Raw genomic sequence first — 26,381 nt, forward strand, 5'->3', positions numbered from 1 at the left:
GAATGATGCGATTACTTCCAGTATTATTTATTCGGGACGCGCTTATCAAGTATAGAATCAATCAGCCCATACTCTTTCGCCTGCGCCGGATCCATGAAATTGTCACGGTCCGTGTCCTTGGCGATGGTGTCCAGATCCTGGCCGGTGTGGTGCGCCAGGATTGAGTTCAGGGTGTGACGGATCTTGAGAATTTCACGAGTGTGAATCTCAATATCGGTCGCCTGACCCTGGTAACCACCCAGCGGCTGGTGAATCATCACCCGCGAATTCGGCAGGCAGGCACGCTTGCCTTCCGCGCCACCGGCCAGCAAGAACGCACCCATGCTGGCAGCCTGGCCAACACACAGGGTCGCCACGTCCGGCTTGATGAACTGCATGGTGTCGTAGATCGACATACCTGCAGTCACTGAGCCGCCAGGGCTATTGATGTACAGGTGAATATCCTTGTCCGGATTCTCGGACTCCAGGAACAGCAGCTGGGCGACGATCAGGTTGGCCATGTGATCTTCAACCGGGCCTACCAGGAAGATCACCCGCTCTTTGAGCAGACGGGAATAGATATCGAAGGAGCGCTCGCCCCTCGCGGTCTGTTCAATAACGATCGGCACCAGGCCGGAATTGGTTACCATTGCGGGACCGTCAATTGGTTTCTGCGTCATGTGCGCCTGAACTCCTTATGGACAATGGGACGTGGACTCGCGCCACGGTGTTCATCACAGGTGTTATTGCACTGCTTACTTTGCCAGCAGCCGCCCCAGATGAAAACAGCCGGACAAGCCGGCTGTTTTCTGGGGTCGACCAACAGGGCCGGAACCAGCTCCGACCCTGACCGGATCAGCGCTGCTGCTGTCCAGCCTGAACGGCCTCTTCGTACTTAACCTTCTTCTCTTTAACCTTGGCCTGTTCCAGCACCAGGTCAACGACAGCATCTTCGAGCACAGAAGATTCGATCTGCGACTTCTGCTCCGGGTTGCTGTTGAAGTGAGCAACAACTTCCTCAGGCTGTTCATACGTAGACGCGATCTCTTGGATCTTTTCGTCTACCTTGCCTGGTCCGCCTTCAGGTCATTCTTCTTGACCACTTCCTGGAACAACAGGCCAGTCTTGACGCGACGCTCAGCCTGCTCCTGGAAAATTTCCTTCGGCAGCTGCTGGAAATCTACCTGGCCGCCGAAACGCTGTACTGCGTCCTGACGCAGGCGATCGATTTCCTGGTCAACCAGGGCAGTCGGCACGTCCAGCTCGGTGCTTTCCAGCAGGCCATCAACAACGTCATTCTTGACCTTGTTGGAAACCGCCTGCTTCAGCTCCCGCTCCATGTTCTTCTTCACTTCCTCACGGAACGCGGCTTCGTCTTCAGCTTCGATGCCAAACTTCTTGAAGAACTCGGTATCCAGTTCGGGCAGCTGCGGCTCTTCAACCTTGTGGATCTTGATCTCGAACTTGGCCGGCTTACCCGCCAGCTCTTCGTTGTGGTAATCCTCGGGGAAGGTTACTTCGATTTCCATGTCCTCGCCGGCTTTACCACCCTGGATGGCTTTCTCGAAGCCCGGGATCATCTGGCCAGAACCCAGGGTCAGTCGGTGGCCTTCAGCGGCACCGCCCTCGAACTCTTCACCGTCGATGGTGCCTTTGAAATCAATGGTCAGCACGTCCTTGTTCTTGGACTTGCGCTTGACTTCCTTCATGGTGGCCTGCTGACGACGCAGGTTATCGATCATGTTGTCGATATCCTTGTCAGCGATGTCGGAGGTCAGCTTCTCAACAGAGATCTTGCTCAGGTCACCCAGTTCGATTTCCGGCAGCACTTCGAAGATGGCAACAAACTCAAGGTCCTTGCCTTCTTCCATGGTCTTTGGCTCAAACTTCGGCCAGCCCGCAGGATTAATGTCCTGCTCCTGCAATGCCTTGACGTACTGGTCGCGCATCACCTCGCCCACGATTTCCTGGCGGACGCTGTCACCGAAACGACGCTTAACCACCTTCATGGGCACCTTGCCCGGGCGGAAACCATTCAGGCGTACGGTACGCGCAGTTTCCTGCAGGCGCTTCTGAACCGCCTGGTCAATTTCCTGGGCGGGCACACCAATCGTCATGCGACGTTCGATGTTGGAGGTCGTTTCAACAGACACTTGCATGGAAGATCCTCAAATTACAGGTTCAGTATGTGAATGAAATCAAACTCGAAAACCGGCTTTCAGGCTTATTCTGAAAACAGGCCGAAAATTAAAAGGCGATAGTTTATCACGGTTTGCCCCGGGGAGAGAATCACCCGTTATGGCCCCACGGAGTTCGTGAGCGGACCGCGCTCGCGTTAGTTAGAGAAAGTGGGGATAAAAACTGAAAAAGAAAGGGGGCGCCGATGGATTGTTACAGATACGGGCACCAGGAAAGGAATTACCCATAAAAAAAGCCTCTTGGATTGTCTCCAAGAGGCTTTTAAAGTTGGTGCGGGTGGAGGGACTTGAACCCCCACTCCTCTCGGAACCAGAACCTAAATCTGGCGCGTCTACCAGTTCCGCCACACCCGCATAACTTTTAAAACTGTGTGGGCCTAGCGCTTTCGCAGCTTGAGCAACTCATTTCTCGCTTCGAAGCGCACCCGTGCCAGCATCAGCTGCCATGGCGACTCTCGTCAAAGCGGGAAAAAACAAGAAAAGTGGGGTGGACGAAGGGGTTCGAACCCTCGACCGCAGGAGTCACAATCCTGAGCTCTACCAACTGAGCTACGTCCACCACAATCAGGACATACCTTTCGGTAATCACAATACTCAACTTTGCTGCTTTGGCGACTACGGTGCGGACCAAGCCGACGCCTAAATGGCGCGCCCGGCAGGACTCGAACCTGCGACCACCCGCTTAGAAGGCGGGTGCTCTATCCAGCTGAGCTACGGGCGCTTAACCGTTCGCCCACCTGAATATCAGAAAAGTGGTCGGGGTAGAGAGATTCGAACTCCCGACATCCTGCTCCCAAAGCAGGCGCGCTACCAGACTGCGCTATACCCCGTCTGAACTGAACAACAAGTGCCTCAGCAAAGTTGGCGCGCATATTACCGGCGCCGGACGGTGCCGTCAACACGGATTTCCAAATTTACCAAAAGATCAGGCTTTAATAAGACCTTACGCCCCCTGGAAAGTTCCAGGAAACGCCGCCAACGCCCCGCCAATTGGAGTTCTGACGGAAGCATGAGACAATGCTCGGCCTTCATTTCTCAACGCCCAAGCGACAAGACAAAACATGAGCGCCAAACTGATTAACGGAAAAGAAATCGCCGCCGGTGTCAGGCAGCAGGTTGCCGCCGGTGTAGAAGCTCGAACACAGCAGGGGCTTCGCGCACCCGGTCTGGCCGTGGTACTGGTCGGCGAAGATCCCGCCTCCCACGTCTATGTAGGCAACAAGCGCAAAGCCTGCGATCAGGCCGGCATCCTCTCGCTGTCCTATGATCTGCCGGCAGACACCTCTCAGGAAGCCCTGGAAGCTCTCATCGATGAGCTGAATGAAAACCCGACCGTCGATGGCATTCTGGTGCAACTACCACTACCGGAGCACCTCGATGCGACCCGATCCTGGTCAAGATCCGCCCGGATAAAGATGTGGACGGCTTCCACCCGTACAACATCGGCCGTTTAATGCAGCGTAAGCCGACGCTCAGGCCCTGTACGCCCGCAGGCATCATCACCCTACTAGACAGCATTAACACCCCGTACAAGGGCCAGCACGCGGTCATCGTGGGCGCCTCCAACATTGTCGGCCGCCCCATGAGCATGGAACTGCTCCTGAAAGGCGCAACCACCACCGTCTGCCATCGTTTTACACCCAACCTCGAAAAATTCGTTGGTGAGGCAGACATCCTGATCGCGGCGGCGGGCAAACCCAACCTGATCAACGGGGAATGGGTAAAACCCGGCGCAACGGTCATCGACGTGGGCATTAACCGCATGGACGACGGGAAATTGCGCGGCGATGTCGACTTTAACGCGGCGGCTGAGCGGGCGGCCTACATCACGCCGGTGCCGGGCGGTGTTGGGCCAATGACCATCGCCACCCTGCTCCAGAACACCCTGTACGCCGCTGACGTACTGCACAAGGACTGAGCGCCCAAACGCTGGGACTCACGCGCTGCACCGTCACAAGCAGCCATAAAAAAACCCCGCACCAGGCGGGGTTTTTTATGCTTACTCAGCGCTTACGCACCGTATTTGGCTTTCGCCTTCAGTCGGTATGCGTGCAGGAGCGGCTCGGTGTAGCCATTCGGCTGCTCGCGACCCTTGAGGACCAGATCCATCGCTGCCTGGAAGGCAACACTGTCGTCAAAGTTCGGCGCCATGGCGCGATAGGAGGCATCACCGGCGTTCTGCTTATCAACTACAGCGGCCATGCGCTTCATGGTTTCGTCGATCTGCGCCTCGGTGCACACACCGTGGTACAGCCAGTTGGTCAGCAGCTGTGAGGAAATCCGCAGCGTGGCGCGGTCTTCCATCAGCCCGACGTTGTTGATGTCTGGCACCTTGGAGCAACCAACACCCTGCTCAACCCAACGCACAACGTAACCCAGAATGCCCTGCGCATTGTTATCCAGCTCCTGCTGAATTTCCTCGGCAGACAGCGCACTCGGATCAGCCATAACCGGTACGGTCAGGATGTCATCGATGCTCGCACGGGCGCGGCTTTCGATGTCTTTCTGAACGTCGCTCACACTGACTTGGTGGTAATGGCTTGCGTGCAGCGTGGCCGCAGTCGGTGACGGAACCCAGGCGGTGTTTGCACCGGCTTTCGGATGACCGATCTTGGCTTCGAGCATGCCGGCCATCAGATCCGGCATGGCCCACATGCCTTTACCGATCTGCGCGACACCACGGAAACCGGTTTCGAGACCGATGTCCACGTTCCACTGCTCGTAAGCATTGATCCAGGACGCCTGCTTCATCTCGCCTTTGCGAATGAACGGCCCCAGCTCCATGGAGGTGTGCATTTCGTCACCGGTGCGGTCCAGGAAGCCAGTGTTGATGAATACCGCACGCTCTTTGGCCGCGTGGATACAGGCTTTCAGGTTAACGGTGGTGCGACGCTCCTCGTCCATGATGCCTACCTTCAGGGTGAACTGAGGCAGACCCAGGGCATCTTCTACCCGGCCGAAGAATTCGTTGGTGAACGCCACTTCCTCCGGACCGTGCATCTTGGGCTTAACGATGTACATGGAGCCCTTGGTGCTGTTCTGGAGGCTACCGCCACCCTTCAGGTCGTGGATCGCGATCAGCGAAGTGATCAGACCATCCATCAGGCCTTCCGGCACTTCCTGGCCATCGCTCAGCAGCACGGCCGGGTTGGTCATCAGGTGACCAACGTTACGGATGAACATCAGGCTGCGGCCCTTCAGGCTCAGCTCGCCACCGGCAGGCGCGGTGTAGGTGCGGTCAGGATTCATCTTCCGGGTCAGCTGCTTGCCGCCCTTCTCGAAGGTTTCCTGCAGATCGCCCTTCATCAGACCAAGCCAGTTACGATAAGCCAGGGCCTTGTCGTCGGCATCAACGGCGGCAACCGAATCTTCACAGTCCATGATGGTGGTCAGGGCTGACTCCATCAGCACGTCCTTGACGTGGGCGCCGTCGTCCTTGCCAATCGGGTGGCTGGCATCGATCTGGATCTCGAAGTGCATGCCGTTCTTGACCAGCAGCACACCGGTGGGTGCATCAGCAGCGCCGGTGTAACCGACAAAGCCAGACTCGTCTTTCAGACCTGTGGACTCGCCGTTCTGCAACTTGACGACCAGCTTGCCGCCCTCCACTGAGTATTTGGCAGCGTCCTTATGGCTCCCGGATGCCAGCGGAGCGGAGCTGTCCAGCAGCTTGCGGGCCCATTCGATAACCTTGGCACCACGCACAGGGTTGTAGCCAGCACCCTTGTCCGCACCACCTTCTTCAGAGATGCGTCGGTACCGTACAGCGCGTCGTACAAGCTACCCCAACGGGCGTTGGCGGCGTTCAGCGCGAAACGGGCGTTCATGATCGGCACGACCAACTGCGGGCCCGCCATGGTGGCGACTTCCGGATCAACATTTGAGGTGGAGATCTTGAAATCCGCCGGCTCTTCGACCAGGTAGCCAATCTCCTTCAGGAAAGACTTGTACTCGGCCATGTCCAGCTTCTGACCTTTGTGGTCACGGTTCCAGCTGTCCATTTTTTCCTGAATCGCATCACGCTTGACCAGCAGCTCGCGGTTACGCGGGGCTAGTTCGTTCACGATTTTGTCGAAGGCGGCCCAGAATTTATCTGCGTCGACACCGGTTCCCGGGATCGCTTCGTTGTTTACGAAATCATACAGATTCTTCGCGACCTGAATGCCGCCGACTTGTACGCGTTCTGTCATCGTTGTCTGCCTCAGTGGGTTACGTTTCCCGACTCCCCCTTCGTTGAGGGGGCATTCTAATTTGAGCGCCGCATTGTACGGGAAAATACGTATCAGGTCATTCCCACTTCTACAATGCGGCTTTTGTTATCGCTTTCTGAAAACTCAGCCCCGCCGCCAGGTTGTGCCTTCGCGGGAATCGTCCAGGATGATCCCTTTGTCCGCCAACTCATCGCGGAGGCGATCGGCTTCGGCAAAATCCCGTGCTTTGCGGGCGTCGTTGCGAGCCTGGATCATTTGTTCAATATCCTCGGCACTGAGCTCGCCGCCGGTGTCGGCCTGGAAAAATGCCTCCGGATCCTGCTGCAGCAGCCCGAGAATCGAACCCAGACGAACCAGAACCGCAGCACTTTGCTTGGCCTCCTGATCACGCCCGTCACGACGATGCTGGTTGATGTCATTGGCCACGGCATGCAGCACCGCAATGGCACCGGCCGTGTTGAAATCGTCGTCCATCACTTCCATGAAACGGCGATCATGCTCGGTTTCACCCACGTCCGCCGCCTTTGCCGGCACGATACCGCGCAGCGAATTGTAAAGCTTGGTCAGGGTGCGACCGGCTTCTGCCAGGTTATCCTCGGAATAATCGACCTGGCTGCGGTAATGACTGGAAACCAGGAAATACCGGACCACTTCCGCAGGATAGCTTTCGAGAATTTCGCGAATGGTGAAAAAGTTGCCCAGGGACTTGGACATCTTTTCCTTGTTGACCCTAATTGCACCCGCGTGCATCCAGGCCCGGGCAAATTCGTGGCCGGTGGCGCATTCGGATTGGGCGATTTCATTCTCGTGGTGGGGGAACAACAGATCCGGACCACCGCCATGAATATCGAAGGTGTCACCCAGGCATTCAGTCGACATCGCCGAACACTCAATATGCCAGCCAGGGCGACCATCGCCCCAGGGTGACGGCCAGCTGACCTCACCCTCGCCTGCAGCTTTCCAGAGTGCAAAATCCGCTGGGCTGCGCTTGGCTTCCTGGACATCGATGCGGGCACCGGCAACCAGGTCCTCAAGCTTCTTTTTGCTCAACTTACCGTAGTCGGCAAACGAGTCGACAGCGAAATAGACGTCGCCGTTATCGGCGGCGTAGGCGTGGCCACTGGCGATGAGCTTATGGATCATCGCCACGATCTCATTGATATAGCCGGTTGCCCTCGGCTCTTCCGTAGGCGACAGGACGCCCAACCGGGCCTCATCCTCGTGCATGGCGCGGATCATGCGGTCAGTCAGGTCGGTGAAGCTTCGCCGTTCTCCTCTGCCCGCCGGAGGATCTTGTCGTCAATGTCGGTGATGTTACGCACGTAGTTCACGTCGTAACCCCGATGCCTGAGATATCGGGTGATGACATCGAAGGCCACCAGCACCCGGGCATGGCCAAGGTGGCAGTAGTCGTAAACGGTCATGCCGCAGACGTACATCCGCACCTTGCCAGGCTCAATAGGCTTAAACTCTTCCTTGCGCTGCGAGAGCGTGTTGTAAATGCGGATCACTTGCCCCCCTTACTCCAGGAATCACGAAGCGTAACGGTTCGATTGAAAACGGGCCGGCCGGCATTCTGCGACAAAAGCTCGTCGAAGAAGAAATAGCCCTCGCGCTCGAACTGGTACGGCAGATCGGTTCGCGGCTTCACCAGGCCCTTCTCCACCCGCGCACCATGCAACACAACCAGGGATTCCGGGTTCAGGTGGTCGGTGAAATCGCCCTCCTTGTCACTGTCCGGGGACTCGTGATTGAACAGGCGATCGTACTGGTTAATGTCGGCCTCCACGCTATCCGTCGCGGACACCCAGTGCACCACGCCATTGGCTTATAGCCTTCCGGGTTCACGCCCAGAGTGTTCGGATCGTATTCGCATTTAAGCTCGACGATCTCGCCACTGTCGTCACGAATGATCTCGCGGCAGGTCATCACATAACCACCACGCAGCCGCACAGCCTGATCCGGGGCAAGGCGCTTCCATTTGCGCGGCGGCTCTTCGGCGAAGTCCTCGCGATCGATGAACAGGGTCTGGCTCCAGGTAACCTCGCGCTCCCCCATCTCCGGATTCTGGGGATGCACCGGCAGCACCAGCGTTTCGGTCTGGTCGGCAGGATAGTTGGTCAGGGTAATTTTGAGCGGACGCATCACACACATGGCGCGGGGTGCGCGGGTGTTCAGGTCTTCCCTGATGGCGTGCTCCAGCATACCGACATCCACGGTACCGCCAGCCTTGTTGACCCCCACCATGTCGCAGAAGGTGCGGATCGATTCCGGTGTGTAACCACGGCGACGCATACCGGAAATAGTCGGCATCCGCGGGTCGTTCCAGCCTTCCACAAAATTCTCATCCACCAGACGCTTCAGTTTGCGCTTGCTGGTGATGGTGTAGTTCAGGTTCAGGCGGGCAAATTCGATCTGCCGCGGATGGCAAGGGCCGGAAATGTTGTCCAGCACCCAATCGTAGAGCGGACGGTGATCCTCGAATTCCAGGGTGCACAGGGAGTGGGTGATGTTTTCAAGCGCATCCGAGATTGGATGGGTGAAATCATACATCGGGTAGATGCACCACTTGTTGCCGGTCTGGTGATGGTCGGCGTAACGGACGCGGTAGAGAATCGGATCGCGCAGATTAATGTTGGGAGACGCCATGTCGATCTTCGCCCGCAACACCAATTCGCCGTTCTGGTATTTGCCATCGCGCATGTCGCGGAACAGCTGGAGATTTTCCTCCACCGGACGGTCCCGGTACGGACTGTTCTTGCCCGGCTCCTTCAGGCTGCCACGGTACTCTGCCATCTGATCAGCCGAGAGCGCACAGACATAGGCCTTGCCATTCTCGATCAACTCCTCGGCAAAAGCGTACAGCGCGTCAAAGTAGTCCGATGCGTGACGAACCTCACCCGCCCATTGGTAACCAAGCCAGGACACGTCCGCCTTGATGGCGTCGATGTACTCCTGGTTTTCCTTTTCCGGGTTGGTGTCGTCAAATCGCAGATTACATTCGCCGCCGAAGGTCTCCGCAATGCCGAAGTTCAGGCAAATGGATTTGGCGTGACCAATGTGCAAGTAGCCATTCGGCTCCGGCGGAAAGCGGGTTACCACCTTGCCAGTGTGCTCGCCCTTGGCGATGGCGTCTTCGATCAGGCTCTGAATAAAATTGTGGGCTTTCTTCGATTCGGCGCTCATACGTTCTCTGTGAAAAGGGGTGGATCAGAAACCGCCTATTATACTCATAAATCTGCGCCGGACTCATGCATAGCGCGAAACTCTTGCGTACAATACGCGCTTTAGCCCGACCAATTCTTTCGAACAGGAACGCCTGATGATTCTGCTGCAAACCAACCTCGGTGACATCAAACTCGAGCTGGACCACGACAAGGCACCCGAGACCGCCAAAAACTTCGAACAGTACGTCCGTGACGGTTTTTACGACGGCCTGGTTTTCCACCGAGTGATCAGCAACTTCATGATTCAGGGTGGTGGCTTCGAGCCCGGCATGACGCCACGCAAAACCCGCGACCCTATTCAGAACGAAGCGGATAACGGCCTGAGCAACATGCAAGGCACAGTCGCTATGGCCCGCACCATGGACCCACACTCCGCCACCGCCCAGTTCTTCATCAATGTCGAAAACAACGGCTTTCTCGATCACAGCGCCAAGAACGCCGAAGGCTGGGGCTACTGCGTGTTCGGCAAGGTGGTTGAGGGCATGGAAACCGTCAACCTGATTCGTGCCGTTCGCACCACCATCAAGGCTGGCCACCAGGACGTCCCGGCAGAAGACGTCGTCATTATCTCGGCCAAGGTGGTTGAGGAGGGAGGTGCAGCGTGACCACGCTGTTTATCTCGGATCTCCACCTGGAGGAATCCCGGCCGGACATTACTGAGGCGTTCCTCGGCTTTCTGAAGGAAAAGGCCCACGGAGTAGAACAGCTCTACATTCTGGGTGATTTCTTTGAAGCCTGGATCGGCGATGACGAGCGCACACCGCTGCAGGAACAGATTGCCGCAGCGCTTCGCGCAGTCAGTGAAAGCGGTACCGAAATCTTCCTGATGCACGGCAACCGCGACTTCCTGATTGGCCACGACTTCTGTGACCGGGCGGGGGCAACGTTGCTGGATGATCCCACAGTCGTTGATCTGTACGGCACCCCTACCCTGCTGATGCACGGGGACAGCCTGTGTACCGCCGATGTGGAGTACCAGAAGTTCCGCACCAACATGCGCAACCCGCAATGGCAGCAGATGATCCTGCAGCGCCCGCTGGCTGATCGTCAGCAGATGGCTCGACAACTGCGGGAAATCAGCATGGCCAAGAACCAGGGCAAGGCGGAAACCATCATGGACGTCACGCCGGAAGAAGTGGTCAAAGACATGGAGGCGCACGGCGTGCAGCGCCTGATCCACGGCCACACGCACCGGCCTGCCGAGCATCATCTGCAGGCCAATGGTCAACCGGCCAAACGCATAGTGCTGGGTGACTGGGACACCCACGTTTGGTGGCTGGACGTCCAGCCCGGCCAGGAGCCGGTGCTGAATAAACAACCGCTGTAACGAAAAAGGCCGGGCAAATGCCCGGCCTTTTTGTTTCTGGCGCTGGTTTTTAGTGCGCCAGGATCTGCTTGAGGAACTGCTGTGTGCGCGGCTCCTGCGGGTTGCTGAAGAAGTCGTGAGGCGGCGCCTCCTCGACAATCTCCCCGCCATCCATAAAAATCACCCGGTCCGCCACGGTCTTGGCAAATCCCATCTCGTGAGTAACGCAGAGCATGGTCATGCCGCTACCAGCCAGCTCGATCATGACATCCAGCACTTCCTTGATCATCTCGGGATCCAGTGCCGACGTCGGCTCGTCGAACAGCATGATTTTCGGCTTCATGCACAGCGCCCGGGCAATGGCTACCCGCTGCTGCTGACCGCCAGAAAGCTGCCCCGGGAACTTATGGGCCTGATCCGGAATTTTTACCCGCTCAAGGTATTCCATGGCTGAGGCTTCAGCTTCTTTCCGTGGAATCTTGCGGACCCAGATTGGCGACAGGCAGCAGTTCTCCAGCACCGTCAGATGCGGGAACAGGTTAAAGTGCTGGAACACCATGCCGACTTCCCGACGCACGGTATCGATGTGCCGAATATCGTCCGTCAGCTCAACATTATCAACAATGATTTTGCCCTGCTGGTGTTCTTCCAGGCGGTTGATGCATCGAATGAACGTCGATTTACCGGAACCGGACGGGCCACAGATAACAATCCGCTCGCCCTGCTTAACCGTGAGGTTCAGGTCCTTGAGCACGTGAAAATCGCCGTACCATTTGTGCATCCCTTCAACCCGGATGATGCCCGGATTCTTCTCCGTCTCGCCCTGAGCGGAGGACTTTACTTCAGAAGTTTGGGTTTGTTCTGTCATTGGATTACCCATCAGGTTTTGTGACCGGTGTCGAGTTTGCGTTCGAGGTTCTGGCTGTAACGGGAAATGCCGAAACAGAATATCCAGAAACAGAAGGCCACGAAGACATAGCCCTCCACGGCGACGTTCTGCCAGGCAGGATCTGTCACAGTTGACTGAACGGTGCCGAGAACATCGAACAGACCGATGATCAGGACCAGCGTGGTGTCTTTGAACAGTGAAATAAAGGTATTCACGATGCCGGGTATCACCAGCTTCAAGGCTTGCGGCAACACCACCAGCCCCATCTTGCGCCAGTATCCCAGACCAAGTGCGTCGGCTGCCTCATACTGCCCTCTCGGGATGGCCTGCAAGCCACCGCGAATAACCTCAGCCATGTAGGCAGACTGCCAAAGCGTGATACCAATCAGCGCCCGCATCAGCTTCTCGAAGTTCATCCCTTCAGGCAGGAACAGCGGCAGCATGACCGACGCCATAAACAGCACGGTAATCAGCGGCACCGCTCGCCAGACTTCGATGAAGACGATACTGATACCGCGAATGATCGGCATCTCGGATCGACGCCCAAGGGCCAGCAGAATACCAATAGGCAATGACGCCAGAATCCCGATGTAGGCCAGGATCAAGGTCAACATCAAACCGCCCCACTTGGTGCTTTCGACGGCCTCAAGACCAAAGGTGCCACCCGGGATCAGAAAGTAGCCAATCAAAGGCAAGCCAGTCATGCCGAAGATGCCAAACCATTTACGGGCGGGGAAGCGCTCGATGAACTGGGGCACGAAGGCCACAGCCAGCAGCAGGAACATCAGGTCCACACGCCACTGCAGTTCGTCCGGGTAGAACCCATAAATGAAGAAGTTCAGACGCTGGTCGATGAACAACCAGCAGGCACCTGCACCGGTGCAGTCACTGGCATCAGCACCCTGGAAGTTGGCATCAAACAGAGCCCAATTCAGGATCGGTCCAACGCTGGTCACAACCAGGTAGCCGACAACAACAGTGAGCAATGCGTTGTACCAGGTAGAGAACAGATGCTCGCGCATCCATTTCACCGGCGTGAGGGCCTTTTTAGGTGGTTTCATGGTGGACTCAGTCATCATCGCTCCTTAATCGCCACGGCCCGGTTGTAGATGTTCATGAACAATGAGATCGACAGACTGATGGTCAGATAAACCGCCATGGTAATGGCGACCACCTCAACCGCTTGCCCTGTCTGATTCAGCGTTGTGCCCATGAACACGGCCACCAGGTCGGGGTAACCAATGGCGGTCGCGAGCGAGGAGTTCTTTGCAAGGTTAAGATACTGACTGGTCAACGGCGGATGATGACCCGCATGGCCTGGGGAATTACAACCAGACGCAGGGTCAGCCCGTTCGGCAATCCGAGCGCCTTGGACGCCTCAGTCTGTCCCTTGCTGACCGACAGGATACCGGACCGTACAATCTCCGCGATGAAACTGGCCGTGTACAGTGAGAGTGCCAGCCACAGTGCGGCAAGTTCTGGAATAATGGTAATGCCACCGCCGAAGTTGAAACCTTTCAGCGCCGGTACATCCCACTCCAGCGGACTACCCGCCACGAAGTAGGCCAACAATGGCACCAGCACCAGAATGGCAACACCGACTTTGAAGGTCGGGAAAATCTGGCCAGTCGCCAGTTGCCTTCTCTTAGCCCAGATGCGAATGCCCACCACAGCAGCAATCGCTGCCAGGACAGCCCCCCAGACCAACCCGAACCCGTCCTGGGTCAATGGCTCTGGAACGTACAGGCCACGATTGTTGAGGAACATGGTGCCGCCCAATTCGATACTCTGCCGCGGCGACGGCAAGGCACCCAGGACCGCGAAATACCAGAAGAATATCTGTAGCAGCAAAGGAATGTTTCGGATCACTTCGATGTAGAAGAGCGAGACTTTGGCTACCAGCCAGTTGCTGGAGAGACGCGCCACACCGATGATGAAGCCAAGCAACGTTGCCGCAATAATACCCATGGCTGAGACGAGCAAGGTGTTGGTCAGACCAACCCAGAAAGTCCGTCCGTAAGACATGGTGGCATCGTACGGCACCAGGCTCATGATGATGCCGAAACCGGCGGTTTCCTCAAGGAACCCGAAACCGGTGCTAATACCCCTGCTCTCCATATTGGAAAGCGTATTTTCTACCAGAGTCCAGCCAGCCCAGAAGACCGCAGCAATAGCGACAACCTGGAAGAATAAGGAACGTACCCGGGGGTCATACCAGGCTTTGGCCCCGCAGGCTTTGAATCAATTGTTTGTTTTTTCATGTAGATTCCCGGAAAGCTTCCCTGCAGTTTACTTCGTCAGAGATAACAGCGGGTGCTCAACCTAGAGCACCCGCTGCGGCTTTCAGGTCTTATCGAACCGGCGGCGCATACATGATGCCGCCTTCAGTCCAGAGCGCGTTGATGCCGCGGTCGAGACCGAGTGGAGTGTCCGGACCCACGTTGCGGTCGTACATCTCGCCGTAGTTACCGACCATCTTCACAACCTTGTGGCCGAAATCAGCCGGCAGGCCGAGCTTGGCACCCATGTCACCGTCAGTACCCAGCAGGCGCTGAACATTCGGGTTGTCGGACTTCAGCATGTCGTCAGCATTGGCGCTGGTAACACCGAGCTCTTCAGCGTTGATCTGCACAGACAACACCCACTTCACGATGTTGAACCACTGATCGTCGCCCTGACGAACCACCGGGCCCAGAGGCTCTTTTGAGATGGTGTTAGGCAGGATCTTGGCGGAACTCGGATCCGCCAGCTTGGAGCGCAAGGCCGCCAGCTGGGAACGGTCGGAAGTCAGAACGTCACAGCGACCGGCAGAGAAACCCTGAACGGTCTGCTCAGAGGTATCGAATACGATCGGCTTGAATTCCATGCCCTTGGCGCGGAAATAGTCAGACAGGTTCAGCTCGGTGGTGGTACCTGACTGGATACACACAGTGGCGCCGTCCAGCTGAGTGGCGTCATCAACACCAATGTCCTTGTTGATCAGGAAGCCCTGGCCGTCGTAGTAGTTCACACCGGCAAAGTTCAGGCCCAGTGACGCGTCACGGGTGAGGGTCCAGGTGGTGTTACGGGAAAGCATGTCGATTTCACCAGACTGCAAGGCGGTGAAGCGCTCTTTCGCAGTCAGCGGTGTGAATTCAACGGCCTTGGGATCGCCAAAAATGGCGGCCGCAACGGCGCGACAAGTATCGACATCGATACCGGTCCAGTTACCCTTTTCATCAGGCTGGGAGAACCCAGGCAGACCACTGGTAACGCCACACTGAAGGTGCCCCTTCTCCTTCACATTTTCCAGCGTCGTTGCAGCCATCGCACTGCTGGCTGCAAACGCGCCAGATGCCAGTGCCATTCCCAGGACAATCGATTTCGTCTTATTCATTATCGGATCTCCGAACTTCGGTTGGTTGCTTCGCGATGGGATTCAGCAATATGTGAGCCATGCAAGCTATGTTATTGATATATTGTATTTATTTTCATTCTTTCCAGCCTCATCTTCCCAGCCGGTCGATGAGAGCGACCAAGGTGGAACCATCTTGGTGCACCAACTCTAATAGGTCGCCCTATTCCGAGGCAAGATTTAAGGGCCGTACCCCTATAAAGTAGAACAAAGTTCGAGAAATCAACTAGTTTTTAGAAAAAAATTTATGCCGGTGACTTCATTTGGGCAGGCTCGCGATAGGTTTCCAACCGCTTCAGCCAGCCGCTCAGCCAGCGTTCCTTTTCGATAGGATTCTCGGCATTTTCGGCCCGACGGGTTAACACCCTCGCCGCAGCCTCGCGAAAATTCATCAGCGCTGGTCGCTCAGCGGTTTGCGACTCCATCTCCAGCAGCACCTGCAGCAGGCCCCAGCCCTGCCCGTTGTAGCGCTCCATGGGAGAAATACCTTCGCCCTTGAAATTGACATAATCCATCAAGCATAGATTCCGCCCGGTGTGGCCGCCAGCGCCTTGAGTCTTTTGCGCACCAATGGTTGCTCGGATTCCGGCGCGGCTGAGACCACTTTCTGAAGGGATTCCCTGGCGCGGCGCACAATGAACTCGGCCTGCAACCCCTGGGAGCCAGCGAGGAATGCCTGCAACTCGGCGATCTCAACCGAGTCCTCCGCTTCCAGGAACGCCTTGCGGTCCGGCCAGGGCGCGTCCATCGGGTCGAGTTTCCGCAGCCATTCCGGTATGGCCACCTGACGCTGGGTCATGTACTGAATCAGGGCCGGAAAACTCTCAACGAACCGGCCTTCGACGCCTTCCGGATACCAGATGAAGTGACCGATACCCAGGGACGGGAAATCTTCACCCTCGTTCCAATGCACCAGGCATTCCAGCTTGCCGGCACACTCATTCCGAAAAATCTGGGCCCCCACCCATTCCATCTGCCCCGGCTCCAGGGTTATGGAGAGATCCGGCTCATCGGTCTCCCCTACTGCTTCCTCCTGCATGCCTCCGGTTTCGACCGACGGATTGTCCGGACCATCGCAGGCAGCCAGAAACAGCACACCGACCATCAGTATCCATACGCTTTTACTCATAATTTCCTTAACACCTCGATCTCTGACTGATCGGATGATTGCCATCTGCATCCCGATCCTGATTGCTTCGACTCATTATGGAACAGAGCCGATTCTGTCGTGGTAAAAACCGCCTTACGAAATGGAAATAAACCACATTGACTTCTAATGGACGGCCAGACAGTCTTCGCACTGACCTAATAAAAAACGGAATTCCAATGCCCAACACCCACTCCCCTGATTCGTCCAGCGGTTCGCCTCGCATAGTGATTTTCGGTGCCGGCAGTGTCGGTTGCTATGTGGGTGGGCGGCTGCTGTCCGGGGGCGCCAACGTGGTCATGGTAGGCCGTCCGCGGCTACGTCAGGTCTTTGATGACCACCCACTGATATTGACTGACTATGAGGGATTTTCGTTCGAGACGCGGCTCACGCCCGAGCAGTTCACCGACGACGCCTCGGTGGCGGCAGTGGCTGATCTGGTGCTGATCACCGTGAAGTCTGCAGCCACCGCCGAAGCCGCAGATACCCTTGCCAGGGTTTTGCCCAAGGGAACGCCGGTGGTGAGTCTGCAGAACGGCATTTCCAATGCCGAGGAATTGCGGGCGCGGCTCCCCACGCCCGGGTTTGCGCCGGCATGATTCCCTTCAACGTGCTGCAGAAGAATGCCGGACATTTCCACCACGGTACCGAAGGTCACCTGATGGCAGCCCGGGACGACAGCCTGCGCCAGTTCCTGCCAGCTTTCGAGCAGTGCGGTTTGCCGCTGGAGTTACGTAACGACATGACCTCGGTGATGTGGTCCAAGCTGCTGCTGAACCTGAACAACCCGATCAACGCGCTTTCCAATGTGCCGTTGCTGGAAGAGCTGTCTGATCGCAATTACCGCCGTTGCCTCGCCATGGCCCAGCGCGAGACGCTGGAGCTGATGAGCCAGGCGGGTATTGAGGCAGCCCAACTTACCCCTGTGCCCATGCACCTGGTGCCATCGGTGATGGGACTGCCAAATTGGCTGTTCACCCGGCTGGCGAAACGGATGCTGGAGATTGATCCCATCGCCCGCTCGTCCATGTGGGAAGATCTGGAGCCGGCCGTGCCACAGAAGTGGACTGGATCAATGGCGAAGTTGTTCGTCTTGCCGAGTCCATGAACCAGTCAGCGCCGGTCAACCAACGCCTGACCAAACTGGTACACGATTGCGAAGACACCCGACGACGTTGGGCCGGTGACGAACTGCTGGAAGAATTGCAGGCTGCCCGCGCTTCGCGATGACAACTAATGCGAAAGGCGGCCCGCCGTCATGGCTTTGGCGTCACCCGCAACACACGGCCATCGGACTCGTCAGTTAGCAGGTAAAGCGCCCCGTCCGGCCCGGTAACGACATCCCGGATACGGGCCTTCAGGTCCTTGAAGAGCGCTTCCACATCCTCGGCCTTGCCATCGACAAACTCCACCCGGCGGACGCTGCGGTCGGCAAGTGCACCCACGAACAAGTCCCCCTGCCACTCGGGAAACAGCTCACCGCGGTATCGGGTCATGCCGGAGGGGGCGATCGAGGGCGTCCACTGCAGCAGCGGCTGCTCCATATTCGGGTATTCGGTAAACGGGGTTATCCGCGCACCGGTGTAATCGAGCCCATAGCTGATCACCGGCCAGCCATAGTTCTGCCCAGGCCGCAGCACGTTGATTTCATCCCCGCCACGAGGGCCATGCTCGTGACTGATCAATAGCCGCTCGACCGGGTCGTATACCAGCCCCTGCACATTGCGGTGGCCATAGCTGAACACTTCCGGCCGGGCATCAGGCGAATCAATGAACGGATTGTCCTCCGGCGCCACCCCATCGGTACCAATGCGAACAACGCTTCCAAGATGACTGCCAAGGATCTGGGCCTGTTCCCGGAAGTCAAAGCCATCGCCGAGGGTAATGATAAGCGATGCGTCTGGCAGCTGGGCCATGCGACCGCCGTAATGGGCATCTCCTTTTTTGGCCGGCAGGGCTCGGAAAATCTCTTCGACATCCTCCAGCCTGTCCTTGCCCAGCTTTGCCCTGGCCACGCAAAGGTGATTGGCCGATTCCACACCACAGGCGTAACTCAGAAACACCAGGCCGCTCGAAGCGAAATCCTGAGAAATCAGCACCTCGAACAAGCCGGCCTGCCCGGAACTGAACACCTCGGGCAGGCCCGACACGTCTTTGGGTACCAACTCGCCTTCAGCCGTAATCCGGCGCAGCCGGCCGGGGCGCTCAGTCACCAGGCACCGCCGTCCGGCAGGAACGCCAACGACCAGGGATGCTCAAGACCGGCAACCACTTCCTGCACCTGGTAGTCCTGCGACGGTTGCGCCCGCAGCTCGGCAGCCGGCATGCCAAGGCCGATAACCAGCGCCAATGCGGCGACGGAATTGTAGCCGGCGCGCGGCCGCCCTTTCACCGCAGTCAGCCTGGCATAGAGACCGCCGGTGCACGCTGCCGTCACCAACAAGGCAGCCACACCACCGAGGGTTCGGGTTGCCGCAATCAGTGTCGGCGGCGGTGTCAGGGCATCTACCAGGGTGAAGGTGACCCACAGCGCCACAGCGGCGCCAAAAGCATGAAACAGAACGCGATGCCCCAGGCCAAACACTCTCAAAAGCAGCCCAGTGACCAGGGTCGACAGCAAAAAGCTGACGCCGAAGAGCGCAGCATAAAAAGGAGCAAACTGGCGCAAGTCATCCACCGTGGTCGACCACCGAGCCCCAGCACCGATCTCAACACCCAGTTGCTGCAACGCCAACAGGTTAAACTGGGTTTGCACAACCGTCCCGAGCACCACCCCGACCACCAAGGCGATTGCGAAGGCAGCCACACGGCCTTTAAACCCAACTACGTTTGTCACAGCTCTTTCCTTATGTTGCTGACCAGCGCTTACGAAACTATAGCGACCCGGGGGTGCCAAACACCAACGAAAAAACCCCGGGCTTTCGCACCGGGGTTTTGTTCGGCGTTGAGCTAATGCATCAAGCGATTACTGCTCAACGAATGCCCGCTCGATCACGTAGTGACCCATCTCGCCACCGCGTGCTTCCTTGAAGCCCATCTTGTTCAGGATGGCGCAGGTGTCTTTGAGCATGCTCGGGCTGCCACAGATCATGAACCGGTCGTGTTCCGGATCAAAGTCCGCCAGGTTCAGATCCTTGGTGATCTTGCCGCTTTCCATGGCGTCGGTCAGACGGCCTTGGTTGCGGAACGCTTCCCGAGTGACGGTTGGGTAGTATTCCAGCTTGCCCTTTACCATCTCGCCGAAGAACTCGTTCTCCGGCAGCTCCTCGATATCCTTTTGGTAGGCCAGCTCGGATACATAACGAACACCGTGGGTCAGGATCACCTTGTCATAAGCCTCGTAAACCTCCGGATCCTTGATGATGCTCATGAACGGTGCGAGTCCGGTACCGGTACTGATCATCCAAAGATTCTTGCCCGGCAGCAGGTTGTCCATCACCAGGGTGCCCGTAGGCTTCCGGCTCACCAGGATTTCATCGCCCACCTCAATCTTCTGCAGACGTGAGGTCAGCGGGCCATCCTGAACCTTGATCGAGAAGAATTCGAGCTCTTCTTCGTAGTTGGCACTGGCAATACTGTAGGCACGCATCAGCGGCTTACCATCGGTTTCCAGACCAATCATCACAAAGTGACCGTTCTTGAAGCGAAACCCGGGGTCGCGGCTGGTCTTGAAGCTGAACAGGGTATCGTTCCAGTGGTGTACGCTGGTCACTGTTTCTTTAATCAGGTTGCTCATTTAAACCTCGTCCTGTTCATTCGCCTGTATGCGAACTATTCGAAATTGGATTGAAATAAGTTTACCCCAGGACTAACCTATCGGGAAAATGGGATATCCTCATAACCTTATTCGAGTAAATCGATTTAGAGCGCGCCAACATGAAATACAGCTTCCGACAGCTTGAAGTTTTCCTCGCCGCGGCCAACTTCCAGAACATCACCCGGGCTGCCGAATCCCTGGCCATGTCCCAGTCCGCTGCCAGCAGCGCGCTGAAAGAACTCGAAAACCAGTTTGATATCCAGCTCTTCGATCGGGTCGGGAAACGCCTGCAACTGAATGAACTGGGGCGCTTGTATCGCCCGAAGGTAGAAGCCGTGCTCGCTCAGGCCAAGGAGCTGGAACAGGCCTTCAGTAAACATACGGAAGTGGGCGCGCTGAAAGTCGGCGCCACGCTCACCATCGGTAACTATCTGGCCGTGGGCGTGATGGCCCAATACATGAATACCCCTACCCACCCCAGAGTTTCACTGGAAGTGGCCAACACCAGCACCATTGCCCGTCGGGTCAAGGATTTTGAACTGGATATCGGCCTGATCGAAGGTGAACTCCATGCCACCGAACTGGAGGTGCTGCCCTGGCGCGGCGATGAACTGGTCGTGTTCTGCTCGCCAGACCACCCCCTGGCCAGCAAAACGTCTCTCACCGATGACGATCTGCGCGAAGCCACCTGGATCATGCGCGAACAGGGCTCCGGCACCCGGCAAAGCTTCGAACGGGGCATGCACGGCCTGTTGTCAGATCTCAACGTGTTGTTGGAACTTGAGCACACCGAAGCCATCAAGCGGGCGGTGGAAACCAATCTCGGTATTGGCTGTTTATCCGAAGTGGTGCTCGAAGACGCCTTCCGCCGAGGCAGCCTGGTGCCCCTGAAAGTGCCGGAGCACCGGCAGTTTGACCGGCAGTTCTACTTCATTCTGCACAAGCAGAAGTACCGCAGTGCCGGCATAGATGCCTGGATGGAGCTGTGCCGTCAGCTCTAAGTTACTGGACCGGGCCGCTGTGGAAGCGGAATTCGGTGTCCGGCTCGGTGATCAGCCATGCTCGATGTCGAGAAACGCCCTTACCCGGTCATCCACCGGGCCACCATTGGCCTGCTCCGCCAGTTTCAGATAATCCTGGTAATGCCGGGCTTCAGATTTCAGCAGGCTGTTGTAGAAATCCGCCAGCTTGTCATCCAGATGCGGCGCCAGTGTGGCAAAACGCTCACAGGAGCGGGCCTCAATGATCGCGCCAACCACCAGCACATCAACCAGACGACCGGGATCTTCCGCCCGCACCTCCTGCCGTAACCCCGCGGCATAGCGGGCCGGAGTGAGGTGGTCGTAGGTCACGCCGCGCTTTTTCATGATCGCCAGAACCTGCTCGAAATGCCGGAGCTCTTCCCGGGCCAGGCGCGACATCTTATTCAGCAGGTCGGTGTTGTCGACGTAGCGATACATCAGGCTCAGCGCGGTGGAGGCGGCCTTTTTTTCACAATGGGCATGGTCTATCAGCATCAGGTCCTGATTGGCCAGGGCATTGTCGATCCATTGCTGCGGCGTGCGGCATGGCAGGAAGTCGTGAATCTCTTGCAGGGCTTCGTTCATGTCAGCGTTCAGGGTCTGAAAAATGAGACGCGGGAGTATAGCGTACTTAACAGACCACTCCGACCACTGTCCATCTTAACTTTATAAGGGGTTTCCTATAGAATGCCGCACCAGTTTAAGGCCTTTCCGCCATAAAACTCCCGCCAGGCTGAAAAGGGCTGGGCGCGGGACATTCCAACTGATGAGGGTCCATATCGTGTTAGAAGCATACCGTGAACACGTTGCTGAACGTGAAGCTCTGGGTATTCCTCCCAAGCCCCTGAATGCCGAGCAAACAGCCGCTCTGGTTGAGCTGCTGAAAAACCCGCCGGCCGGTGAAGAAGAAACTCTCGTTTATCTTCTGGAAAACCGCATCCCGCCGGGCGTAGACGAAGCCGCCTACGTTAAGGCCGCGTTCCTGACCGCCATCGTTAAAGATGAAGCTGCCTCCCCGCTGCTGAGCAAGCAAAAAGCGGTTGAGCTGTTGGGCATGATGCAGGGTGGCTACAACATCGCCACTCTGGTTGATCTGCTGGACGACGCCGAGCTGGCCGAACTGGCGGGCGAAAAGCTCAAGCGCACCCTGCTGATGTTCGATGCCTTCAACGACGTGAAGGAAAAGATGGACGCCGGCAACGCCGTCGCCAAGGCTGTGGTTGAATCCTGGGCCAACGCCGAGTGGTTCACCAACAAGAAGAAGGTTCCGGAAAGCACCAAGATGGTGGTTTTCAAGGTTACCGGCGAAACCAACACCGACGACCTGTCACCGGCTCCCGATGCCTGGTCCCGTCCGGACATCCCGCTGCACGCCCGCGCTGCTTATAAAATGGAGCGTGATGGCCTGAAGCCGGAAGAGCCCGGCGTTACTGGCCCGATGAGCCAGATTGACGAAATCAAAGCCAAGGGCCTGCCCGTTGCCTTCGTTGGCGACGTCGTTGGTACCGGCTCCTCACGTAAGTCTGCCACCAACTCCGTACTGTGGTTCTTCGGCGACGACGTTCCAGGTGTACCGAACAAGCGCGCCGGCGGCGTGTGCATCGGTAACAAGGTTGCTCCGATCTTCTTCAACACCATGGAAGACGCTGGCGCCCTGGTATTTGAAGCACCGGTTGACGACCTGAACATGGGCGATGTCATCGAAATTCGTCCGTACGAAGGCAAGATCCTGAACGAAGCGGGTGAAACCATCTCCGAGTTCGGCTTCAAGTCCGACGTGATCCTGGACGAAGTTCAGGCCGGCGGCCGTATTCCGCTGATCATCGGCCGTGGCCTGACCGCCAAAGCCCGTGCAGCACTTGGCCTGGGCGCCACTGACATCTTCCGTCTGCCGAGCGATCCGGAAGCTGGCACCAAGGGCTTCACCCTGGGCCAGAAGATGGTCGGCAAGGCCTGTGGCCTGGAAGAAGGCAAAGGCGTTCGTCCTGGCACTTACTGCGAGCCGCACATGACCACCGTGGGTTCACAGGACACCACCGGTCCGATGACCCGTGACGAGCTGAAAGATCTGGCGTGTCTGGGCTTCCAGGCTGACCTGGTTATGCAGTCGTTCTGCCACACCGCGGCCTACCCGAAGCCGGTAGACGTGGAAATGCAGCACACCATGCCGGACTTCATCCAGACCCGTGGCGGTGTTGCCCTGCGTCCGGGTGACGGCATCATCCACTCCTGGTTGAACCGCATGCTGCTGCCGGACACCGTTGGTACCGGTGGTGACTCCCACACCCGCTTCCCGATGGGCATCTCCTTCCCGGCCGGTTCTGGCCTGGTAGCCTTCGCGGCCGCCACTGGCGTTATGCCGCTGGACATGCCGGAATCCGTACTGGTGCGCTTCAAGGGCGAAATGCAGCCTGGTATCACCCTGCGCGACCTGGTTCATGCCATTCCCCTGTATGGCATCAAGCAAGGCATGCTGACCGTTGAGAAGAAAGGCAAAATCAACGAATTCTCTGGTCGCATCCTGGAAATCGAAGGCCTTGAACACCTGACCGTTGAGCAGGCGTTCGAGCTGTCTGACGCGTCCGCTGAGCGCTCCGCCGCTGGTTGTACCATCAACCTGTCGGAAGAGTCCGTTGCCGAGTACCTGCGCTCCAACATCACCATGCTGCGCTGGATGATTGCTGAAGGTTACGGCGATCCGCGTACCCTGGAGCGTCGCGCCCAACAGATGGAAGAGTGGATTGCCGATCCGAAGTTGATGCGTGCCGACAAAGACGCCGAGTACTCTCACGTCGTCGAAATCGATCTGGCCGACATCAAAGAGCCGATCGTGTGCTGCCCGAACGACCCGGACGATGCCAAGTTCCTGTCCGAAGTCGCTGGCGACAAGGTCGACGAAGTCTTCATCGGTTCCTGCATGACCAACATCGGTCACTTCCGTGCCGCTGGCAAACTGCTTGAGCAGCACAAAGGCGCCCTGACCACCCGTCTGTGGATGTCTCCGCCGACCAAGATGGACCAGGCGCAGCTGATGGAAGAAGGCTACTTCAACACCTACGGCACCGCCGGTGTTCGCACCGAGATGCCGGGTTGCTCCCTGTGCATGGGTAACCAGGCTCGTGTAGCAGCCAAGTCCACCGTGCTGTCTACCTCCACCCGTAACTTCCCGAACCGTCTCGGTGATGGTGCCAACGTGTACCTGACCTCAGCGGAACTGGCAGCGGTTGGTGCGGTTCTGGGCAAACTCCCCTCCCCGCAGGAGTACATGGAGTACGCCAAGACCTGAACAGCATGTCGAAAGAGATCTACAAGTATCTCAACTTCGACCAGATGGAGACCTACACCAAGAAGGCTGCCGAAGCGAACATCGCCTAAGCATCATGCCTTTACGGTAAGCTCCACGAAAAACGCCAGCCCCCGGGCTGGCGTTTTTTTATGCCTGAAAGAACTTACCGCTCGAGCAGGATCTTACCGACAGCCTCACCCGATTCGATACGACGATGGGCGTCGCCGATCTGGGTAAACTTGAAGCGCTGGGTATCCAGCAGCGGCTTGACCTTACCCTGCTCCAGCAGATCGCACAGTGCTTTCAAAAGCCGCGGCTGGTCATCCATGCCAATGCCGTGCAGCAGCGAGATAGAGCGGAAGATCACGTGCAAAGTCAGGCTCTTGGCGTGCATCTGACTCAGGTCATGGGTGGAGCGGGTGTTGATCGAGCACAGGCGCCCGTTCACCGCCGTGGCTCAATAGACCGGTCCACGTTGCCACCACCCACGGTATCGAACACCAGGCTGAAGCCCTTACCACCGGTCAGGCGCTGCTTGTAGTCCTCTACCGACTCATCCTTGTAGAAAATAATGTCATCAGCACCCAAAGCACGGGCCTGCTCGGCTTTCGCTTCGGAAGAGACCGTGGTCGCCACCCGGGCGCAGGTACTTGGCAATCTGAATCGCCACATGGCCCACGCCACCGGTGCCAGCGTGGATCAGCACGTGCTCACCCGACTGCAATCCGGCCCGGTCTACCAAGGCACTCCAGGCGGTCAAAAACACCAGCGGCAAGGCCGCACACTCGGCCAGCGGCAGGCTCATCCCGGGCGTGCGCTTACCCAGCAGACGGACATCGGCAATCATGTAATCGGCCAGTGCACCTTGCCAACCCTTAACACCACCAGCACAGCCAAACACTTCGTCGCCCTCGGCAAAGCCAGTCACTCCGGGGCCAACCTTGTCGACCACACCCGAGACATCACCATTCAGAATCGCGGGCATCGCCGGCCCGGTTTTCACCAGCCTGAACGGATCTTGGTTTCCAGCGGGTTGACACTGGAGGCCACCACCCTGATGCGAACCTGGCCCTCGGCCGGCTCCGGTGTGTCCACCTCACGTTCGACAAATACCTCAGGGCCGCCGAACTCTTCAATTACCATCGCTTTCATCGTTATTAGCCTCGTTATTCGATTATCAGTACAAAATCAGTCGAACCAGAATGGCCGCCACCATGACCAGGGTGATTGCCTTCACCCAACGCGCGCCCTGCTTGCTCATATTTACATGGGTGGCGATGAAGCACCGGTGACATTGCCAAGCGCCAGCGTAAGGCCCACAGCCCAGCGCACCTGATCATTTATCGCGAAGACCACCAGCGCCGCAAAGGTGAATGGCAGGACAATCGAAACCTTGAGCACGTTCACCTGCCGGAGATCAATCTTGAGCATGTGGTACAGCACCACAATAAACAGCACCCCCACACCCACCTGGATAAATCCGCCGTACATGCCAACGAAGAACATTGCCAGATAAATGGCCGGGCTCAGCCGGTCCACCGTCAGCGGGCGGGTATCAAGATTCGGTTGCGGCAACAGCATGAACACCGAGGCACCGATCATGGCCGAAACCAGAACCACCTCGAACACGGCATCGGGCACCCAGGTGGCCACCCAGGCTCCCAGCAACGAGCCAAGAACCGCAGGCACGGCCAGGCGCAGGCTCACCATGAGGTTGCCGTGGCCCATACGGTGGAAACTGCCCACCGCGGTAATACTCTGCAAGGTGATCGCCACCCGGTTGGTGCCGTTAGCTACCTGAGGTGGCAAGCCAAGGAACATCAACAACGGCAAGGTCAGCATGGAGCCACCGGCCGACAGCACGTTGATGAAGCCAGCAATGCCACCCAGCGCCAACAGCGCCAGGATTTCCAACAGTGTCATAGGCCGGCGTCCGTCATGCCGCCGCCGGCATGGACATCCGTC

At 57.5% G+C, this 26,381-nt stretch carries 19 protein-coding genes, 4 tRNA genes and 9 pseudogenes; 8 read left to right on the plus strand and 24 right to left on the minus strand.

What is annotated here, in order from left to right; translation table 11 throughout:
* Positions 1-23 precede the first annotated feature (23 nt).
* The 6 genes and pseudogenes from clpP to AU14_RS13985 all read right to left on the minus strand — a co-directional run bounded on the left by clpP (position 24) and on the right by AU14_RS13985 (position 3,007).
* On the minus strand, positions 24-659 hold the full coding sequence (gene clpP / locus AU14_RS13960) for an ATP-dependent Clp endopeptidase proteolytic subunit ClpP (RefSeq protein WP_041341765.1): 636 nt from the start codon (positions 657-659) through the stop codon (positions 24-26).
* Between the two features lie 175 nt (positions 660-834).
* A pseudogene (tig, locus tag AU14_RS13965) lies at positions 835-2,138 on the minus strand (trigger factor).
* Between the two features lie 308 nt (positions 2,139-2,446).
* Positions 2,447-2,531: transfer RNA gene (locus AU14_RS13970), tRNA-Leu, on the minus strand.
* Positions 2,532-2,660: 129 nt separating this feature from the next.
* Positions 2,661-2,736 (minus strand) — tRNA-His (locus AU14_RS13975).
* An 85-nt stretch (positions 2,737-2,821) separates the two neighbouring features.
* Positions 2,822-2,898 (minus strand) — tRNA-Arg (locus tag AU14_RS13980).
* A gap of 32 nt (positions 2,899-2,930) precedes the next feature.
* Positions 2,931-3,007: transfer RNA gene (locus tag AU14_RS13985), tRNA-Pro, on the minus strand.
* Between the two features lie 231 nt (positions 3,008-3,238).
* Between AU14_RS13985 and folD the strand changes: the two are divergent.
* A pseudogene (folD, locus tag AU14_RS13990) lies at positions 3,239-4,095 on the plus strand (bifunctional methylenetetrahydrofolate dehydrogenase/methenyltetrahydrofolate cyclohydrolase FolD).
* Positions 4,096-4,187: 92 nt separating this feature from the next.
* Here folD and AU14_RS13995 read toward each other — a convergent pair.
* From AU14_RS13995 to AU14_RS14005, 3 pseudogenes are all read right to left on the minus strand, one after another.
* Positions 4,188-6,367: pseudogene (locus AU14_RS13995) on the minus strand (malate synthase G).
* Between the two features lie 144 nt (positions 6,368-6,511).
* Positions 6,512-7,899, minus strand: a pseudogene (gene cysS, locus AU14_RS14000) (cysteine--tRNA ligase).
* Positions 7,896-9,574, minus strand: a pseudogene (locus tag AU14_RS14005) (glutamine--tRNA ligase/YqeY domain fusion protein). The pseudogenes cysS and AU14_RS14005 overlap by 4 nt, the downstream one beginning before the upstream one ends.
* 136 nt (positions 9,575-9,710) lie before the next feature.
* Between AU14_RS14005 and AU14_RS14010 the strand changes: the two are divergent.
* Both AU14_RS14010 and lpxH read left to right on the plus strand, forming a co-directional pair.
* Entirely contained in the window at positions 9,711-10,220 is a 510-nt protein-coding gene (locus tag AU14_RS14010; protein WP_041341768.1) for a peptidylprolyl isomerase, read from the plus strand.
* Positions 10,217-10,942: a UDP-2,3-diacylglucosamine diphosphatase gene (gene lpxH / locus AU14_RS14015; protein ID WP_041341770.1), complete on the plus strand. Its 726-nt coding sequence runs from the start codon at positions 10,217-10,219 to the stop codon at positions 10,940-10,942. Before AU14_RS14010 ends, lpxH begins: the two co-directional genes overlap by 4 nt.
* A gap of 49 nt (positions 10,943-10,991) precedes the next feature.
* Here lpxH and AU14_RS14020 read toward each other — a convergent pair whose 3' ends face one another.
* The 6 genes and pseudogenes from AU14_RS14020 to AU14_RS14040 form a co-directional block, all read right to left on the minus strand.
* Positions 10,992-11,702 carry an amino acid ABC transporter ATP-binding protein gene (locus AU14_RS14020; protein ID WP_094191294.1) on the minus strand — a complete coding sequence of 237 codons (711 nt, stop codon included), beginning with the start codon at positions 11,700-11,702 and terminating at the stop codon, positions 10,992-10,994.
* A 98-nt stretch (positions 11,703-11,800) separates the two neighbouring features.
* Positions 11,801-12,886 carry an amino acid ABC transporter permease gene (locus AU14_RS14025; protein ID WP_041341773.1) on the minus strand — a complete coding sequence of 362 codons (1,086 nt, stop codon included), beginning with the start codon at positions 12,884-12,886 and terminating at the stop codon, positions 11,801-11,803.
* Positions 12,886-14,071, minus strand: a pseudogene (locus AU14_RS14030) (amino acid ABC transporter permease). The gene AU14_RS14025 and the pseudogene AU14_RS14030 overlap by 1 nt, the downstream one beginning before the upstream one ends.
* 89 nt (positions 14,072-14,160) lie before the next feature.
* On the minus strand, positions 14,161-15,186 hold the full coding sequence (locus tag AU14_RS14035; protein WP_041341776.1) for an amino acid ABC transporter substrate-binding protein: 1,026 nt from the start codon (positions 15,184-15,186) through the stop codon (positions 14,161-14,163).
* A gap of 263 nt (positions 15,187-15,449) precedes the next feature.
* Positions 15,450-15,719, minus strand: coding sequence for a hypothetical protein (locus AU14_RS23480; protein ID WP_330217908.1), 270 nt, complete (start codon positions 15,717-15,719; stop codon positions 15,450-15,452).
* Positions 15,719-16,333, minus strand: coding sequence for a hypothetical protein (locus AU14_RS14040; protein WP_330217909.1), 615 nt, complete (start codon positions 16,331-16,333; stop codon positions 15,719-15,721). Before AU14_RS14040 ends, AU14_RS23480 begins: the two co-directional genes overlap by 1 nt.
* Before the next feature lie 197 nt (positions 16,334-16,530).
* Here AU14_RS14040 and AU14_RS21895 point away from each other — a divergent pair, with 197 nt between their 5' ends.
* The 3 genes and pseudogenes from AU14_RS21895 (at position 16,531) to AU14_RS22940 (ending at position 17,581) form a co-directional block, all read left to right on the plus strand.
* Positions 16,531-16,950 carry a 2-dehydropantoate 2-reductase N-terminal domain-containing protein gene (locus tag AU14_RS21895; protein WP_236744092.1) on the plus strand — a complete coding sequence of 140 codons (420 nt, stop codon included), beginning with the start codon at positions 16,531-16,533 and terminating at the stop codon, positions 16,948-16,950.
* Between the two features lie 155 nt (positions 16,951-17,105).
* A pseudogene (locus AU14_RS21900) lies at positions 17,106-17,446 on the plus strand (ketopantoate reductase C-terminal domain-containing protein); the annotation flags it as partial.
* A gap of 9 nt (positions 17,447-17,455) precedes the next feature.
* Complete coding sequence (locus AU14_RS22940) at positions 17,456-17,581, plus strand: hypothetical protein (RefSeq protein ID WP_269079155.1); 126 nt, start codon at positions 17,456-17,458, stop codon at positions 17,579-17,581.
* Between the two features lie 26 nt (positions 17,582-17,607).
* Here the strand turns inward: AU14_RS22940 and AU14_RS21905 are convergent, their stop codons facing one another.
* From AU14_RS21905 to AU14_RS14060, 3 genes are all read right to left on the minus strand, one after another.
* Positions 17,608-18,564, minus strand: a complete 957-nt coding sequence (locus AU14_RS21905; RefSeq protein ID WP_236744093.1) for a PQQ-dependent sugar dehydrogenase — start codon at positions 18,562-18,564, stop codon at positions 17,608-17,610.
* Positions 18,561-19,187 (minus strand): PQQ-dependent sugar dehydrogenase, encoded by a 627-nt coding sequence (locus AU14_RS21910; RefSeq protein ID WP_236744094.1) that lies wholly within the window; start codon positions 19,185-19,187, stop codon positions 18,561-18,563. The genes AU14_RS21905 and AU14_RS21910 overlap by 4 nt, the downstream gene beginning before the upstream one ends.
* A gap of 129 nt (positions 19,188-19,316) precedes the next feature.
* Complete coding sequence (locus AU14_RS14060) at positions 19,317-20,087, minus strand: ferredoxin--NADP reductase (RefSeq protein ID WP_041341778.1); 771 nt, start codon at positions 20,085-20,087, stop codon at positions 19,317-19,319.
* A 140-nt stretch (positions 20,088-20,227) separates the two neighbouring features.
* Between AU14_RS14060 and AU14_RS14065 the strand changes: the two genes are divergently transcribed.
* Positions 20,228-21,109, plus strand: coding sequence for a LysR family transcriptional regulator (locus AU14_RS14065; protein ID WP_041341780.1), 882 nt, complete (start codon positions 20,228-20,230; stop codon positions 21,107-21,109).
* A 1-nt stretch (position 21,110) separates the two neighbouring features.
* On the opposite strand, the pseudogene miaE reads toward AU14_RS14065, so the two are convergent.
* Positions 21,111-21,715, minus strand: a pseudogene (miaE, locus tag AU14_RS14070) (tRNA isopentenyl-2-thiomethyl-A-37 hydroxylase MiaE).
* A gap of 196 nt (positions 21,716-21,911) precedes the next feature.
* Between miaE and acnB the strand changes: the two are divergent.
* Positions 21,912-24,505, plus strand: a pseudogene (gene acnB / locus AU14_RS14075) (bifunctional aconitate hydratase 2/2-methylisocitrate dehydratase).
* A 74-nt stretch (positions 24,506-24,579) separates the two neighbouring features.
* Here the strand turns inward: acnB and AU14_RS22945 are convergent.
* The 5 genes from AU14_RS22945 to AU14_RS14085 form a co-directional block, all read right to left on the minus strand.
* Positions 24,580-24,864, minus strand: coding sequence for a zinc-binding dehydrogenase (locus AU14_RS22945; RefSeq protein ID WP_269079055.1), 285 nt, complete (start codon positions 24,862-24,864; stop codon positions 24,580-24,582).
* On the minus strand, positions 24,861-25,004 hold the full coding sequence (locus AU14_RS22950; RefSeq protein ID WP_269079056.1) for a zinc-binding dehydrogenase: 144 nt from the start codon (positions 25,002-25,004) through the stop codon (positions 24,861-24,863). Before AU14_RS22950 ends, AU14_RS22945 begins: the two co-directional genes overlap by 4 nt.
* A complete protein-coding gene (locus AU14_RS21920) occupies positions 24,994-25,401 on the minus strand; it encodes an alcohol dehydrogenase catalytic domain-containing protein (protein WP_236744095.1) in 408 nt (135 codons plus the stop codon). Before AU14_RS21920 ends, AU14_RS22950 begins: the two co-directional genes overlap by 11 nt.
* Before the next feature lie 14 nt (positions 25,402-25,415).
* On the minus strand, positions 25,416-25,568 hold the full coding sequence (locus tag AU14_RS21925; RefSeq protein WP_236744096.1) for a hypothetical protein: 153 nt from the start codon (positions 25,566-25,568) through the stop codon (positions 25,416-25,418).
* Between the two features lie 111 nt (positions 25,569-25,679).
* Positions 25,680-26,339, minus strand: coding sequence for a sulfite exporter TauE/SafE family protein (locus AU14_RS14085; RefSeq protein WP_236744097.1), 660 nt, complete (start codon positions 26,337-26,339; stop codon positions 25,680-25,682).
* Positions 26,340-26,381 lie beyond the last annotated feature (42 nt).

The sequence above is a fragment of the Marinobacter similis genome (assembly GCF_000830985.1).
Taxonomy (GTDB): Bacteria; Pseudomonadota; Gammaproteobacteria; order Pseudomonadales; family Oleiphilaceae; genus Marinobacter; species Marinobacter similis.

Bases quoted from the DNA above. Each gene is read 5' to 3' on its own strand.
- clpP (WP_041341765.1), bottom strand. From the start codon at position 659: ATGACGCAGAAACCAATTGACGGTCCCGCAATGGTAACCAATTCCGGC.
- AU14_RS14010 (WP_041341768.1), top strand. From the start codon at position 9,711: ATGATTCTGCTGCAAACCAACCTCGGTGACATCAAACTCGAGCTGGAC.
- AU14_RS14020 (WP_094191294.1), bottom strand. From the start codon at position 11,702: ATGCACAAATGGTACGGCGATTTTCACGTGCTCAAGGACCTGAACCTC.
- AU14_RS14025 (WP_041341773.1), bottom strand. From the start codon at position 12,886: ATGACTGAGTCCACCATGAAACCACCTAAAAAGGCCCTCACGCCGGTG.
- AU14_RS14035 (WP_041341776.1), bottom strand. From the start codon at position 15,186: ATGAATAAGACGAAATCGATTGTCCTGGGAATGGCACTGGCATCTGGC.
- AU14_RS23480 (WP_330217908.1), bottom strand. From the start codon at position 15,719: ATGGATTATGTCAATTTCAAGGGCGAAGGTATTTCTCCCATGGAGCGC.
- AU14_RS14040 (WP_330217909.1), bottom strand. From the start codon at position 16,333: ATGAGTAAAAGCGTATGGATACTGATGGTCGGTGTGCTGTTTCTGGCT.
- AU14_RS21895 (WP_236744092.1), top strand. From the start codon at position 16,531: ATGCCCAACACCCACTCCCCTGATTCGTCCAGCGGTTCGCCTCGCATA.
- AU14_RS22940 (WP_269079155.1), top strand. From the start codon at position 17,456: ATGAACCAGTCAGCGCCGGTCAACCAACGCCTGACCAAACTGGTACAC.
- AU14_RS14060 (WP_041341778.1), bottom strand. From the start codon at position 20,087: ATGAGCAACCTGATTAAAGAAACAGTGACCAGCGTACACCACTGGAAC.
- AU14_RS14065 (WP_041341780.1), top strand. From the start codon at position 20,228: ATGAAATACAGCTTCCGACAGCTTGAAGTTTTCCTCGCCGCGGCCAAC.
- AU14_RS21920 (WP_236744095.1), bottom strand. From the start codon at position 25,401: ATGCCCGCGATTCTGAATGGTGATGTCTCGGGTGTGGTCGACAAGGTT.
- AU14_RS21925 (WP_236744096.1), bottom strand. From the start codon at position 25,568: ATGAAAGCGATGGTAATTGAAGAGTTCGGCGGCCCTGAGGTATTTGTC.
- AU14_RS14085 (WP_236744097.1), bottom strand. From the start codon at position 26,339: ATGACACTGTTGGAAATCCTGGCGCTGTTGGCGCTGGGTGGCATTGCT.